Consider the following 13706-nt stretch of genomic DNA (forward strand, 5'->3'; position numbering starts at 1 on the left):
CGCGCCACGGCCCGATCCGACATCGGCTACTGCCCCTTCGCGGCGTACGCCGCCTCGGTCGCCTGCTTGTGCGGTCGCCACCAGGCCTCGTTGTCCTGGTACCACCGGATCGTCTGCGCCAGGCCGGCCTCGAAGTCGCCGTACCGCGGCGTCCAGCCCAGCTCGGTGCGCAGCCGGCCGGCGTCGATCGCGTAGCGGAGGTCGTGGCCCGGTCGGTCGGTGACCTGCTCGAAGTCGTCCTCGGGGCGGCCCATCAGGCGCAGGATCATCCGCACCACCTCCAGGTTGCTCCGCTCGCCGTCGGCGCCGACGAGGTAGGTCTCGCCGATCCGCCCGTCGAGCAGGATCCGCAGCACCGCGGAGGAGTGGTCCTCGGTGTGGATCCAGTCGCGGACGTTGGCGCCGGATCCGTAGAGCCGCGGCCGGCGCCCGTCGACGACCTCGGTCACCTGGCGCGGGATGAACTTCTCGACGTGCTGCCACGGGCCGTAGTTGTTCGAGCAGTTCGAGATCGTGGCGCGGACACCGAAGCTGCGGACCCACGCGCGCACGAGGTGGTCCGAGCCCGCCTTGGAGGCCGAGTACGGCGACGACGGCCGGTACGGCGTCTCCTCGGTGAACCGCTGCGGGTCGTCGAGCTCCAGGTCGCCGTACACCTCGTCGGTCGACACGTGGTGCAGGCGGGCGTCGGCCTTGCGGACCGCCTCGAGAAGGGTGAACGTGCCGACCAGGTTGGTGCGGATGAAGGGGGAGGGGTCGGTCAGCGAGTTGTCGTTGTGGGACTCGGCGGCGAAGTGCACCACGGCGTCGTGGTCGGCCACGAGCGGCTCGACGACGGCGGCGTCGGCGACGTCGCCGACGACGAGGCGCACCCGGTCCTCGGGCAGCCCCTCCAGCGCCTCGCGGCTGGCGGCGTAGGTCAGCTTGTCGAGCACCGTGACCCGGGCCCCGGTGTGCCGGACCAGGTGGTGGACGAAGTTGGAGCCGATGAAGCCGGCGCCGCCGGTGACGAGGATCCGCTGCACGTGCCGCAGTCTATGGAGGACAATCGGGCGTCACCGCCGATCGCCACAACCAGGAGCGGGAAAGACATGCGCGGCATCATCCTCGCCGGAGGCACGGGCAGCCGGCTGCACCCCATCACGCACGCGATCAGCAAGCAGCTGATGCCGATCTACGACAAGCCGATGGTCTACTACCCGCTGTCCACCCTGATGCTGGCGGGGATCCGCGAGGTGCTGGTGATCACCACGCCGCACGAGGCCGACCAGTTCCGCCGCCTGCTCGGCGACGGGTCGCGGCTGGGCATCGAGATCGACTATGCCGTCCAGCCCTCGCCCGACGGGCTGGCGCAGGCGTTCCTGATCGGCGAGGACCACCTCGCCGGTGCCGGCGCGGGTCTCGTCCTCGGTGACAACATCTTCTACGGCGCGGGGCTCGGCACCCGGCTGCGCCGCTTCCAGGACCTCGACGGCGCCGCCGTGTTCGGCTACCGCGTGGCCGACCCGTCGGCGTACGGCGTCGTGGAGTTCGACGACGACGGCCGTGCCGTCTCGCTGGAGGAGAAGCCCGAGAAGCCGCGCAGCCACTACGCCGTGCCGGGCCTGTACTTCTACGGTCCCGACGTGGTCGACCGCGCGAGGTCGCTGCGGCCGTCGGCCCGCGGGGAGCTCGAGATCACCGACCTGAACCGCCTCTACCTCCAGGAGCGCCGGCTGCAGGTGGAGGTGCTGCCACGTGGGTCGGCCTGGCTCGACACGGGGACCTTCGACGACCTCAACGACGCGAGCAACTTCGTGCGCGCGCTCGAGGCGCGGCAGGGCACCAAGGTCGGCGCGCCGGAGGAGGTGGCGTGGCGGATGGGCTACATCGACGACGGTCAGCTCGCCGACCTCGCGCAGGGCCTGCTCAAGAGCGGCTACGGGAGATACCTGCTCGAGCTGCTCGACGAGTCCTGACCAGCACGGTTCGGCTCCCACGAGCGGCCGGGACGCTGGGTTGTCCGCCCGACGCGGGAGCTGAGGGTTTCCGACCGCGATGGCCGCGGGGAGGCGTCGCCCCGAGTCGGTAGGGTCGGGCGGCATGAAGGTTCTCGTCACCGGCGGCGCCGGCTACCTCGGCTCCGTCACGTCGAAGGCGCTGGAGCAGGCCGGGCACACGCCGGTCGTCCTGGACTCCCTGCTCACCGGGCCTCGGCAGTACGTCGGCGACCGGATCTTCTACGAGGGCGACATCGCCGACCGCGCGCTGCTGCGCCGGGTGGTCGCCGAGCACCCGGACATCGAGGCGACCATCCACATGGCTGCCCGGATCGTGGTGCCCGAGTCGGTCGACCTGCCCTACGAGTACTACCGCGACAACGTGGCGAAGTCGCTGGAGATGTTCGACGAGCTGACCGCCCTGGGTCGCCCGCGCATCGTCTTCTCCTCCACCGCGTCGCTGTACGCGATGCAGCCCGACTTCGAGGTGACGGAGGAGGACCCGGTCGAGCCGACCTCGCCGTACGCCCGGACCAAGCGGATGATGGAGATGGTGCTGGAGGACATGAGCCGCGCCACCCCGCTCCGCGCGATCATCCTGCGCTACTTCAACCCCATCGGCGCCGACCCCGACCTGGAGACCGGCTACCACCTGCGGGACGCCACCCATGTCGTGCCGCTCATGGCGCAGGCGGCCCTCGGCTTCCGGGAGACGTTCACGATCACCGGCACCGACCACCCCACCCGCGACGGCACGGGCATCCGCGACTACATCCACGCCTGGGACCTCGCCCGCGCCCACGTGCGGGCCATCGAGGAGTTCGACAGCGTGGTCGCCAAGGTGGACGCGCCGTTCACCTACATCAACATCGGCGGTGGGGACGGCGTGACCGTCCGTGAGCTGCTCGCGGCGGTCGAGCGGGTGGTCGGCAAGCCGATCCCGGTCACCGAGGCCCCGCCCCGGCCCGGCGACGCCGCCGGCGCCTACGCCAACGCGGACAAGGCGGCCCAGCTGCTCGGCTGGAAGACCGAGCTGTCGTTGGACGAGGCGATCGCGTCGGCTCTCGCCTGGGGCGAGAAGCGGAAGTCGGTCCTGGGATACGAGTGACCCGCCGGGCGGCGGGCCGCGTCCTCGCCACCGTCGTCATCGGCCTCGTCGGCACCCTGCTCGCCACCGTGCTGGCCGGGTGCTCGGGCCTCGGGGACGCGCCCGGCTCCCCGCCGACCACCCGGGACACCGGCACCGATGCGTCGTCGACGCCGACCACCGGCACCGCGGCCACCCGACCGGCCGACCCGCGGGAACCGGGCCCGCTAGCGGGCCGGGTGGTGGTGCTCGACCCGGGCCACCAGCGCGGCAACGGCCGCTTCCCCGACCGGATCCGGCGCCCGGTGGACGCGGGCGGGCTCCGCAAGGAGTGCAACACGACCGGCACCTCGACCGACGACGGCTACCCGGAGTCGACGTTCGTGTGGGAGGTCGCGCAGCAGGCCGCGCGCCGGCTCCGCCGGCTCGGCGCCACCGTCGTGCTCACCCGCAGCTCCGACAGCCTCCGGCGCTGGGGGCCCTGCATCGACGAGCGGGGCCGCGCCGGCAACCCCGGCACGCCGGGCCCGACGGCCGACGTGAAGGTGAGCCTGCACGCCGACGGCGTGCGTGACCCCGGCGCCCGAGGCTTCCACGTCATCCGTCCGGGCGTACGACGCGGCTGGACCGACGACATCGCCGCCGACTCCGCCGAGCTGGCGCGCGCGCTGCGGGACGCCCTCGTCGACGCGGGCTTCGCGACCTCCACCTACCGAGGCCGGCGCGGGATCGACGTCCGCCGCGACCTGGGCACCCTCAACCTGTCCGACGTGCCCACGGTCCTCGCGGAGCTGGGCAACATGCGCGACCCCGGCGAGGCGGCGCTGATGCGCAGCGACGGGGGCCCGGCGCGGTACGCGCAGGCGGTCGTCGCGGGGATCCGGACGTATCTGTCGGCCTGACCCGGGTACGGGCAAGGCATGAAGCTCGACACCCTGCGACCGATCTACGAGCAGTCCGGCCCCTACGTCTCGCTGCACCTCGAGGTGAGCCGGGACAGCGAGAACGCCCAGCAGCAGCTCGACGCCCGGTGGACCAACGCCAAGCAGGAGCTGGAGCAGGCCGGTCTCTCCTCGGAGCTCCTGGCCGAGCTGGAGGAGCGGCTGAAGGAGCAGACCCACGTCGCCGGGACCGCGTGGCGGACCATCGTCGCGACCACGGAGTCGGTCGTGTTCGACGACGTCCGGGCAGGAGACTCGCACCGCCCCGAGACCGTGGAGGTCGGTCCGCTGCCCGACCTCAGCGGCTGGCTCAGCATGGCCGACGGTCAGTTCCCCTTCCTCGTGGTCCGGGCCGACCGGGTCGGCGCGGACGTGGACCTCTACCACGCGGCGAACTCGGCGGTGGAGCAGTCCCGCTCGGTCGACGGCGGCGAGCTGCACATCACGAAGGTGGCGGTCGGCGGCTGGGCCCACCGCCGGTTCCAGGAGCGTTCGGAGAACCAGTGGCGCGACAACGCCGCGCTGGCGGTGAAGGCCATCGAGCAGGCGATCACCGGGCGGGGCGTGCGGCTGATCGTGCTCGCCGGCGACGTGCGGGCGCGGGCCGACATCGCGGAGATGCTGGGCGACCGCGACGACGTCACGATCGTGCAGACCGAGGCCGGCGGCCGCGCCGCGGGCGCCTCGGAGGACGCGCTGTGGGAGGAGGTCCGCCGCGCGCTCGCCGACCTCGAGGCCCGTGAGGTCGACGACCTCGGTCAGCGGATCGCGCGCGGCGTCGCCGTCTCCGAGGGGGTCCTCACCGGCCCGGACCCGGTCGCCGACGCCTTCGTCAAGGGGGCGGTCGAGCGGCTGGTGCTCGACCTCGACGACGCCCACGCGGTCACCGTGGCAGCCGGCGACCACCCCGGCCTGGCGCTGCCGCCGTCGGCGATGGAGGCCGGTGAGCTGCCGGCCGACCAGGTGCTGGTCGCCGCCGCGGCGCTCACCGACGCGGAGGTGTCCGTGCTGCCGGCCGGGATGCCGCTTCCGCAGGACCTCGCGCTGTCCTCGGGCGTCGCCGCCCTGCTGCGCTGGGACGACCGCACGCCGGACCAGGCGACCGCCGAGGCGGCCGCCGCCGAGAACCGCGGCGATCAGGGGTGAACCGCGTGCCGCCCCCGGGGTGGCTTGGGGGCACGCCGGCGACGTGAGTGTCGCTCGATGTGCGGGCAGCGGTGCGGGCCGTACTTGAAGAAGCACCGGATCTTGCGGCGCAGGCGTCGGAAGCTCATGCGGAACTCCACGTGAGTTGGGGGAGCAAAGCCATCGGCCCGAGCCTGGAATCCGACGGTAGGTCACCGGCTTCGATGAGGGAACCCCAATTGCCTGAATCGGTCGGTGCGGCCCACCGGTAGGTTGGCTGCCATGGGGATCCGCTCCGCCCGGTGGGACGACTGGCTCCTCGACGGCCTCCTCTCCGCCAAGGACGACGCGGAGGCGAAGGTGAGTCTGGTCGTCCCCGCGCGCAACGAGGAGGCGACCGTCGGCGAGGTGGTCTCGCGGCTCCGCACGGCGCTGATGGAGACGGTCGACCTGGTCGACGAGATCGTCGTGATCGACAGCGACTCCGTGGACGCCACCTACGCCGCCGCCGAGTCGGCCGGGGCCCGGGTGCATCGCTCGGCGGAGATCCGGCCGGACCTCGGCAGCCACCCGGGCAAGGGTGAGGCGATGTGGAAGTCGCTGTTCGTGACCAGCGGCGACCTGCTGGTCTTCATCGACGCCGACCTGCGCGACTGGGACACCCACTTCGTCCCGGGGCTGCTGGGCCCGCTGCTGACCCGCCCGGAGGTGCAGCTGGTCAAGGGCTTCTACGAGCGGCCGGGTGTCGACGGGCCCCTGGAGGGTGGTCGGGTGACGGAGCTGGTGGCTCGCCCCCTCATCGCGCTGCTGTATCCCGAGCTCGCCGGCCTCGTGCAGCCGCTGGCCGGCGAGTGGGCCGTACGGCGCTCGTGGTTCACCTCGCTCTCGGTCCCCGTCGGCTACGCCGTCGAGCTCGCCGCGCTGGTCGACACGGTGCGGGCGCACGGGGCGGAGGCCGTCGCCCAGGTCGACCTCGGCGTCCGCGCGCACGGCCACCAGTCCCTGCTCGACCTCGGCGCGATGGGGACCCAGATCATGGCGGCGGCCCTGGCGCGCGCCGGGCTGACCACGACGGCCGAACCCGGGGCGGCGGTCATCCGGCAGTTCCTGCCCGGCCCCGAGCCGGCGGACCGGACGGTGCTGACCCTCGAACGGCCGCCGGCGCTCGGGCACCTGTGATGCTGAGGCTGGGACGGCACCGCTTCGCCGACGACGCGACCCTGATGATGGCGATCGTCAACCGCACCCCCGACTCGTTCTTCGACAGGGGCGCGACCTGGGCCGAGGAGGCCGCGTTCGAGCGGGTCGCCGAGGTCGTCGCGCAGGGTGCCGAGATCGTCGACATCGGCGGGATCAAGGCGGCGCCGGGCGTGGAGGTGTCGCCGGCGGAGGAGAAGGCCCGGGTGGTCGACCTCGTGGCCCGGGTGCGGTCGTCGTACCCCGACGTGGTCATCTCGGTCGACACGTGGCGGGCGGAGGTCGCGGCCGCGGTGTGTGCGGCGGGCGCCGACGTGCTCAACGACGCGTGGGGCGGCGCGGACCCCGAGCTGGTGGACGTTGCCGCCTCCGCGGGGGCTGCCGTCGTCTGCACCCACACCGGCGGGGCGACGCCGCGGACCCGCCCCTACCGCGTGGAGTACGACGACGTGGTGGCGGCCGCGATCGCCGACACGGTCGCCTACGCCGAGCGCGCCGTCGCGGCCGGAGTGGCGCCGGAGTCGGTGGTGATCGACCCGGCCCACGACTTCGGCAAGAACACCTTCCACTCCCTGGAGGTCACCCGCCGGCTCGGCGAGATGGTCGCGACGGGGTGGCCGGTGCTGGTGTCGCTCTCCAACAAGGACTTCGTGGGCGAGACGCTCGGGCTCGACGTCGGGCAGCGGCTGACCGGGACGCTCGCCGCGACCGCGGTGTGTGCGCTCGCGGGCGCGCGCATCTATCGGGTGCACCAGGTCGTCGAGACCCGGCAGACGGTGGACATGGTGTGGTCCATCGCCGGCCGCCGGCCGCCCCGGCGCGCGATCCGAGGGCTGCAGTGAGCGGCGCAGTGGGCACCGCGCTGGTCCCCGGGGTGCCGGCGCTGCTCCCCGAGCACGCGTCCATCGACGACCCGGTCGCGGCGCTCCGGGCCGCGTGCCTGGCGGCGGTCGGCGAGCTGGGCCCGCGGGTCCGGGTGGTGGCTGCGGGCCGTCCGGGGTCCCGGGTCGGTGCTGCCCTGGTCGCGGCCGTCGGTGCCGCGGTGGTCGATCGCGACGAGACCGGCGTGCTCGTGGTGGGCAACGGCTCCGCGCGACGCACGGAGCAGGCTCCCGGCCACCTCGACGAGCGTGCCGAGCACTTCGACGCCGGCCTGCGTGCGGCGCTGACCGGCGACCTGACCGCTCTCGGCCTGGTCGACGCCGGCCTAGCTCGGGAGCTGTGGGCCGACACCGACGCCCTGGTCCAGCTGCCGGCCGTGGTGCCGCCCGGCGCTCGGGCCGACGTGCGCTACGACGACGCCCCGTTCGGCGTGCAGTACTGGGTGATCCGCTGGGGCGGCCGGTGCTGAAGCCGTTCCGCCGGCCGCCGCTGTGGCTCGGCCTGTGGGTGGCGGCGGTCGCTGCGGTGGTCGTGGGCTCGCTGGTCTCGCCGCCGCCCACGCCGGACGTCCCCGACGGCGACAAGGGACTGCACCTGGTCGCCTACGTCGCCGTGGCGGTCGTGACGGTCCAGGTCTTCCGGCGGTGGGGCTGGCTGCTGTCGGCCGCGGCGTTCCTGGTGGTGCTCGGGGCGGGCCTGGAGGTCGCCCAGGGCACCCTGACCGAGGACCGGGTGCTGGACTGGCGCGACGCCGCCGCCAACGCCGCAGGGGTGGCGCTCGGGCTGGGCTCCGGGGCGCTCCCCGGGCGGGACACCCTGCTCGTCCTCGACCGCAGGTGGCGCCGCCCGTCCGAGGGGCGCGAGCGTGACCGGTCCTGACCCGTCGGGACCCGGCGGTGACCCGGCCGTGAACCGGCCCCGTCGTCGCCGGGCGGACCTGTCGCCGTACTCTTCGGGCCGTGACGGACGACCACCTGCTCATCGACCGCGACCGCCTGGCCCCCGGCGTCGTCGAGGTTACCTTCAACCGGCCCGAGCGGCGCAACGCCTTCACCCGGGCGATGTACGGCGCGCTGCGGGACCTCTGCGACGAGCTGGCCGGTGACCGGTCGGTCGGCGTGGTCGTGCTCCGGGGCGCGGGCGGCAAGGCGTTCGCGGCGGGCAACGAGATCAGCGACTTCCTCGAGGCCGACGCCGTGGCCTACGAGAACTGGATCCGGGAGCTGCTCGAGAAGCTGTGGGCGCTGCCCCAGGTGACCATCGCAGCGGTCGACGGCGTCTGCGTCGGAGGCGGCCTGGCCGTCGCCACGCACTGCGACCTGCGGGTCGCGACGGCCGGCTCCCGCTTCGGCTACCCGATCGCGCGCACGCTCGGCAACGCCCTGTCGGCCTCGATCGTCTACCGCTGCGTCGCCACCTTCGGCGAGCCGCTGACCCGGGAGATGCTGCTGGCGTCGCGGCTGGTCACCGCCGACCGCGCCCACAACGTCGGCGCGCTGGTCGCCTCGGTCGCCGACGCGGCGGCGCTGGATGCGGAGGTCGCCGGCCTGGTCGAGGGCATCGGCCAGGCGTCGCGGGTGACGCTCGAGGTCACCAAGCAGCAGCTGCTCACCCGGGCGCGGGCGGCCGAGGCCTCCCCCGAGGGGGAGGAGGAGCTGCTGCGCGAGGTCTACACCGGCGCCGACTTCGCCGAGGGCGTCCGCGCCTTCCTGGCCAAGGAGAAGCCGGCCTTCCGTCGCGGCTGACCGGCCGGGCGAGCCCGTCCGGACCAATCGGCCCCGTCGGGTCAGCGCGCCGCTCCGCGCAGCATCTTGTTGCCGGTCGTCGACATGGTGTCGAGGAACCGGATGCTCCGGGGACGGGCGGCGGGCGGCAGGTCGCTGCAGGCGGCGCGCGCGGCCATCTCGACCGTCTCCGCGTCGTGGCCCGGCTCGAGCACGATCTCGATGCCGACGACGCTGCCGGTCATCGGGTTGGGCCGGCCGTAGGCGCGCACCAGGCTCACGCCCGGCACCCGGCTGACCCGCTCCTCCACGGGGATGGGGTGCACCTTGATGCCGCCGACGTTGATGACGTCGGTCTTCCGCCCGCGGAACTCGACGCGGTCGCTGACCACCTCGACGAGGTCGCCGGTGGCGCGCCAGGCGCCGTCCTCGACCCGCTCCTCGCCGTGGTAGCCCAGCATGCTGGCCTTGGAGCGCACCCACAGCTCGCCGTCGACGATCTTGAACTCCACGTCGCCGCCCGGCTCGAGCATCGACAGCGGCAGCCCGGGCAGCCCGTCGCGCACCGTGACGTTCTGGCCGAACTCGGTAGCGCCGTAGATCTGCGAGATGTTGGCGTCGGGGAACCGTGCCTTGAGCCGCTCCAGCAGGGCGCCCGGCACGGCCTCGCCACCGAGGGTGACCTGCCGCAGGCCGGGCACCCCGCCGCCGTCGGCTGCCATCTCGGCGAGGACGAAGCGCCAGAACGTCGGCGTCCCGCTCGCGTGGGTGACGCCGTCGTCGCGGATGGCGTCGAGCGCGTCCCGCGGCTGGAACGAGCGGGCCGCCACCAACGTGGCGTGCGCGGCGAGCACGTGGATCAGGATCTGCAGGCCGCCGAACTGGTTGAGCCCGTAGGCCAGCAGCCACCGCTGGTCGGGGGCCGGCTTGATCCGGCGCACGGCGCGGAGCAGGCGCTCCCACTCGTGCCGCACACCCCGCGGGAAGCCGCTGGTGCCGGTCGTCATGACCATGATCGGCCGGGACTCCGGCACCGGCGGCAGGTCCTGCGGCGCGGTCTCGAGCAGCTCACGCGGGGGGATGGTCGGCGACCGGAGCGCACCACGGTCGGTGACGACCACCTCGTGCCCGAAGCGCTCCACCATCTCGTCCACCGCCTCGTCGGTGGCGGCGAGCGGGTAGACGCACGCCTCGACGCCCACGCGCGAGCAGGCGGCGAGCACGGCCAGCACCTCGGCGGGCTCGGGCGAGAGCACGGCGATCCGGCGCAGGCCGCGGTCGAGCAGCGCGGTCGCCACCGCGTGCGCGCCCGTGCGGAGCTCGTCGTACGTCGTCGCCCGAGCAGCGCTGGCGACGGCCACCTCGCCGCCGCGGGCGGCCGCCGCGGCCTCGAGGAGCTCGATCACGAAGCGGCTGGGGCGTAGAAGTCGACGACCTCCGCGAGCGTGCCCGGCTCCTGACCGGCCGTGAACGGGTCGCGGCCGAGGGCGTCCTCGAGCATCGCCGACAGCTCGGCGATCTGCAGCGAGTCCAGGCCGAGGCCGTCGCCGTAGATCGAGGTGTCGAGGTCGGTGTTCTCGTCCAGGTTCTGCACCCGCAGGAACTTGCGCACCGTCTGCACCACGAGGTCGGAATCGGTCACCGGTTTCTCCTTCTAGCTTCGCGCCGGGCGGGTTGCCCGGCCGACGTCCTCGGTTGGGTTGATGGGGGTCGCCGCCCGGGCCGGGGTCGGGCCGGGGGCGTGGCTCACGGTCGGCGGGCGGCGAACAGCCCGTAGCCGAGGGTGCCCTCGCGCCAGAGGCCGTCGAGGACCCGGCTCCCCTCGCGGAACTCCTCGAGACCCTGCTGGCCGAGTGCCTCGGTGGCGAGGTCGGCGTAGCGGTCGGCGTTGGCCAGCCACCGGTCGAAGGTCGGCAGGGTGGCGGCGGTGAGGTCCTCCCGGACGTCGACCTCGAGGCCGTTGCCCTCGGCGAGCGCGACGTACTCGTCCATGGAGTCCATCCGGGCGTTGCCGAACGCGGCGCGGAGCACGGCGAACTCGGCCGTCCTGGTGCGCAGCTCCTCGAACGGGATGGTCCGCATCCGCATCACGTCGCACAGCACCATCCGGCCGCCCGGGCGCAGCACCCGGGCGCACTCGGCGACGAGCGCGTCGCGGGCGGGCATCAGGTGCGACGACTCGAGGACCCAGACCCGGTCGAACGACCGGTCGGGGAGGCCGTTGGCGGTGCCGTCGCGGAGCTCGAAGGTGACGCGGTCGGAGAGCCCGCGCTCGGCGGCGCGGCGGGTCGCCTGCTCGACCCCGACCTCGCTGGTGGTGATGCCCACGACCTCGACGCCGAACTCCTCGGCGAGGTGACAGGCCGGGGCGCCGGTGCCGCAGCCGACGTCGAGGACGCGCAGCCCGGGCTCGAGCCGGGCGCCGTCGACCATCCGGTTCGTCAGGGCGGCGGTGGCGGTCGCCAGGTCCTCGTCACCACGGTCGAAGACGCCGTAGTGCAGTTCGTTGCCGAGCAGGTGGTTCCAGGCCTCGGTCACGCGGTCGTAGTGCGCAGCGGGGGCGAAGTCAGGCATCGGGGAGCTCTCCTGTCGGGCCGCGGTGGGGTGCACGGCCGGCAGAGGGGAGTGTGCCACCAACCACCGCCGGATGCGTGCGTTCTGCGAAGTCGAGTCGTGGATTCAGCGAAGTCCCGAGGCGAGCGCGGCGACCTGGTCGCCCGCAGGCTGGTAGCCGGGGAAGTAGGCGCATACGCGGTCGGCCTCGTCGGCGAAGCGCTTCCGGATCTCGGCGGCGCACTCCTCGGGCGTGCCGACCACCGCGACGGTCGCCATCAGCTCGTCGCTGACCAGGCCGAACATGGCGGCGAGGTCGCCCTCCTTCGAGAGCCGGTTGAGCTCGGGCTGCAGCTGGCCCCAGCCCTCGACGTCGAGCACCGGCCGGTAGGCGGGCGTGGAGCCGTAGAAGGCGAGCAGGCCGCGCACCCCGGCCGTCGCGGCCGCCATCTCCTCCTCGGTCCGGCCCATCGCGACGATCGCCTGCGGCAGCACCCGGAAGTCGCGGCGTGACCGGCCGGAGCGCTGCAGACCCTCGGCCACCGCCGGCAGGGTGCGCTCGCGGAAGTGCCGGTGGCTGTGGAAGGGCATCACCAGCAGCCCGTCGGCCACCTCGGCCGCGGTGCGCGTCATCACCGGCCCCAGGGCTCCGAGGAGCACCGGCGGGCTGCCGTGCGGGTTGGGGCCGGGGACGAACGTCGGGGGCATCAGGGTGTGCGTCGTGTGCTCGCCCCGGAACTCCAGGCGGGTCCCGTCCTGCCAGGAGGCCAGGATGGCCTTGACCGCCAGCACCACCTCCCGCATCCGCGCCGCCGGGGGCGACCAGCGGGCGCCGTACCGCTTCTCGATGTGGGGGCGGATCTGCGAGCCGAGCCCGAGCCGGAACCGGCCGCCGGACATCAGCTGCAGGTCCCAGGCCGTGTGGGCCAGGTGCATGGGTGAGCGGGGCATCGCGATCGCGACGTTGGTCATCAGGTCGGTCCGGACGTGGCCGGCGACCGCGGCCAGCGGGAGGAAGACGTCGTGCGGCCCCTCGAACGTGAACAGCCCGTCGGCGCCGGCCTCGGTGAGCTCCCGCGCCCGCGCGAGGGCCTGGTCGGGGCGTCCGTCGAGCTGGAGGTCGAGCAGCATGCCGACATCATGGCGCAGCGAGGCGTCCCCTCGCGGCCGCGGTCAGGCGCTGGCCCGCTCCACCATCGTCGGCGGGAAGATCACCCGGATCGCCTGCGGCGCGCGGCCGTCCTCGATCTGCTCCAGCAGCATCCGGGTCGCCTGCTCGGCCATGTCGCCGATCGGCTGCCGGACCGTGGTGAGCGGGGGGCTCGTGCGGTCGGCGACGCCCAGGTCGTCGTAGCCGACCACGGCGACGTCCTGCGGCACCCGCCTGCCGAGCTCGGCCAGCACGCGGAGGGCGCCGGCGGCCATCAGGTCCGAGGCGACGAACAGGCCGTCCAGGTCGGGCACGCGGTCGAGCAGGGTGCGCAGCGCGGCGGCGCCACCGGACTCGGTGAAGTCGCCCACCTCGACGGCATCGTCGGGCATCCCCGCCTCCCGGAGCGCGGTCCGCCAGCCCTCCAGCCGGTCCACCCCCGCGGCCATGTCGGCGGGCCCGGCGACCGTGCCGATCCGTCGGCAGCCCCGGTCGACGAGGCGGCCGGTGGCGAGCCGCGCACCGGCAGCGTTGTCGGTGTCGACGTAGGGCACCTTGTCGGCACCGGTCCACGGCCGGCCGACGAACGCGCACGGCAGCCCGAGCGCGGCGAGGTGCTCGGCGAGCCGGTCGCCGGAGTGGTGGGAGACCACGATCGCCCCGTCGATGTGCCGCTTGCGCAGGTAGCGCAGCACCCGGCGCTCCTCGTCGCCCTGCCGGGCCAGCAGCAGCACCAGCTGGAGGTCGCGCGCCGCCAGCACCCGGTTGACGCTGCGGAGGGTGTGGACGAAGAACGGGTCGGAGAAGACCCGCTCGTCGGGCTCGGGCACCACCACGGCGACCGAGTCGGTGCGACGCGTGACCAGGCTGCGGGCCGCCGGGTTGGGCGCGTAGCCGAGCGACTCGACGGCGGCCGCGACGGCGGCCTGCGCGGCCGGGGACACCCGGTTGCCGCCGTTGATCGCGCGGGAGGCGGTGGCGCGGGAGACCCCGGCCAGGCGCGCCACCTCGTCCAGAGTGGGGGCCTGACCCGGGCCGGCGTCACCGGGGGGCTGGCTCACCCGCGGC

Annotated in this window: 15 protein-coding genes; 9 read left to right on the plus strand and 6 right to left on the minus strand. The window is 74.0% G+C overall.

Annotation, left to right across the window (positions count from 1 at the left end):
* Positions 1-26: 26 nt before the first annotated feature.
* Positions 27-1025, minus strand: a complete 999-nt coding sequence (gene rfbB / locus ACPOLA_RS11230) for a dTDP-glucose 4,6-dehydratase (RefSeq protein ID WP_435770517.1) — start codon at positions 1023-1025, stop codon at positions 27-29.
* 66 nt (positions 1026-1091) lie between these two features.
* On the opposite strand from rfbB, the gene rfbA reads away from it, so the two are divergent.
* From rfbA to ACPOLA_RS11275, 9 genes are all read left to right on the plus strand, one after another.
* Positions 1092-1958 carry a glucose-1-phosphate thymidylyltransferase RfbA gene (gene rfbA / locus ACPOLA_RS11235; protein WP_435770518.1) on the plus strand — a complete coding sequence of 289 codons (867 nt, stop codon included), beginning with the start codon at positions 1092-1094 and terminating at the stop codon, positions 1956-1958.
* Between the two features lie 124 nt (positions 1959-2082).
* The gene (galE, locus tag ACPOLA_RS11240; protein WP_435770519.1) at positions 2083-3087 is read left to right on the plus strand and encodes a UDP-glucose 4-epimerase GalE; all 1005 of its coding nucleotides are present in this window, start codon (positions 2083-2085) and stop codon (positions 3085-3087) included.
* Complete coding sequence (locus tag ACPOLA_RS11245) at positions 3084-3968, plus strand: N-acetylmuramoyl-L-alanine amidase family protein (RefSeq protein WP_435770520.1); 885 nt, start codon at positions 3084-3086, stop codon at positions 3966-3968. Before galE ends, ACPOLA_RS11245 begins: the two co-directional genes overlap by 4 nt.
* An 18-nt stretch (positions 3969-3986) precedes the next feature.
* A complete protein-coding gene (locus tag ACPOLA_RS11250; protein ID WP_435770521.1) occupies positions 3987-5153 on the plus strand; it encodes a baeRF2 domain-containing protein in 1167 nt (388 codons plus the stop codon).
* Between the two features lie 261 nt (positions 5154-5414).
* Positions 5415-6311: a glucosyl-3-phosphoglycerate synthase gene (locus ACPOLA_RS11255; RefSeq protein WP_435770522.1), complete on the plus strand. Its 897-nt coding sequence runs from the start codon at positions 5415-5417 to the stop codon at positions 6309-6311.
* Positions 6311-7171, plus strand: a complete 861-nt coding sequence (folP, locus tag ACPOLA_RS11260) for a dihydropteroate synthase (RefSeq protein WP_435770523.1) — start codon at positions 6311-6313, stop codon at positions 7169-7171. Before ACPOLA_RS11255 ends, folP begins: the two co-directional genes overlap by 1 nt.
* Entirely contained in the window at positions 7168-7680 is a 513-nt protein-coding gene (locus tag ACPOLA_RS11265) for a class III extradiol ring-cleavage dioxygenase family protein (RefSeq protein ID WP_435770524.1), read from the plus strand. Before folP ends, ACPOLA_RS11265 begins: the two co-directional genes overlap by 4 nt.
* The gene (locus tag ACPOLA_RS11270) at positions 7674-8090 is read left to right on the plus strand and encodes a hypothetical protein (RefSeq protein ID WP_435770525.1); all 417 of its coding nucleotides are present in this window, start codon (positions 7674-7676) and stop codon (positions 8088-8090) included. The genes ACPOLA_RS11265 and ACPOLA_RS11270 overlap by 7 nt, the downstream gene beginning before the upstream one ends.
* 80 nt (positions 8091-8170) lie before the next feature.
* A complete protein-coding gene (locus ACPOLA_RS11275; protein WP_435770526.1) occupies positions 8171-8956 on the plus strand; it encodes an enoyl-CoA hydratase-related protein in 786 nt (261 codons plus the stop codon).
* A 41-nt stretch (positions 8957-8997) separates the two neighbouring features.
* On the opposite strand, the gene ACPOLA_RS11280 is transcribed toward ACPOLA_RS11275, so the two are convergent.
* The 5 genes from ACPOLA_RS11280 to ACPOLA_RS11300 all read right to left on the minus strand — a co-directional run bounded on the left by ACPOLA_RS11280 (position 8998) and on the right by ACPOLA_RS11300 (position 13699).
* Positions 8998-10341 (minus strand): class I adenylate-forming enzyme family protein, encoded by a 1344-nt coding sequence (locus tag ACPOLA_RS11280; RefSeq protein ID WP_435770527.1) that lies wholly within the window; start codon positions 10339-10341, stop codon positions 8998-9000.
* Complete coding sequence (locus tag ACPOLA_RS11285) at positions 10338-10577, minus strand: acyl carrier protein (RefSeq protein WP_435770528.1); 240 nt, start codon at positions 10575-10577, stop codon at positions 10338-10340. Before ACPOLA_RS11285 ends, ACPOLA_RS11280 begins: the two co-directional genes overlap by 4 nt.
* Positions 10578-10681: 104 nt before the next feature.
* Positions 10682-11509 (minus strand): class I SAM-dependent methyltransferase, encoded by an 828-nt coding sequence (locus ACPOLA_RS11290; RefSeq protein WP_435770529.1) that lies wholly within the window; start codon positions 11507-11509, stop codon positions 10682-10684.
* Between the two features lie 105 nt (positions 11510-11614).
* Positions 11615-12619: a TIGR03617 family F420-dependent LLM class oxidoreductase gene (locus ACPOLA_RS11295; protein WP_435770530.1), complete on the minus strand. Its 1005-nt coding sequence runs from the start codon at positions 12617-12619 to the stop codon at positions 11615-11617.
* A 42-nt stretch (positions 12620-12661) separates the two neighbouring features.
* Entirely contained in the window at positions 12662-13699 is a 1038-nt protein-coding gene (locus ACPOLA_RS11300) for a LacI family DNA-binding transcriptional regulator (protein WP_435770531.1), read from the minus strand.
* Between the last annotated feature and the right edge of the window lie 7 nt (positions 13700-13706).

Origin of the sequence: Nocardioides proteolyticus (genome assembly GCF_051280635.3) — a bacterium.
Classification (GTDB): domain Bacteria; phylum Actinomycetota; class Actinomycetes; order Propionibacteriales; family Nocardioidaceae; genus Nocardioides.

Coding starts and splice junctions, on each gene's coding strand:
- rfbA (WP_435770518.1), top strand. CDS start 1,092: ATGCGCGGCATCATCCTCGCCGGAGGCACGGGCAGCCGGCTGCACCCC.
- galE (WP_435770519.1), top strand. CDS start 2,083: ATGAAGGTTCTCGTCACCGGCGGCGCCGGCTACCTCGGCTCCGTCACG.
- ACPOLA_RS11250 (WP_435770521.1), top strand. CDS start 3,987: ATGAAGCTCGACACCCTGCGACCGATCTACGAGCAGTCCGGCCCCTAC.
- ACPOLA_RS11255 (WP_435770522.1), top strand. CDS start 5,415: ATGGGGATCCGCTCCGCCCGGTGGGACGACTGGCTCCTCGACGGCCTC.
- folP (WP_435770523.1), top strand. CDS start 6,311: ATGCTGAGGCTGGGACGGCACCGCTTCGCCGACGACGCGACCCTGATG.
- ACPOLA_RS11290 (WP_435770529.1), bottom strand. CDS start 11,509: ATGCCTGACTTCGCCCCCGCTGCGCACTACGACCGCGTGACCGAGGCC.
- ACPOLA_RS11295 (WP_435770530.1), bottom strand. CDS start 12,619: ATGCTGCTCGACCTCCAGCTCGACGGACGCCCCGACCAGGCCCTCGCG.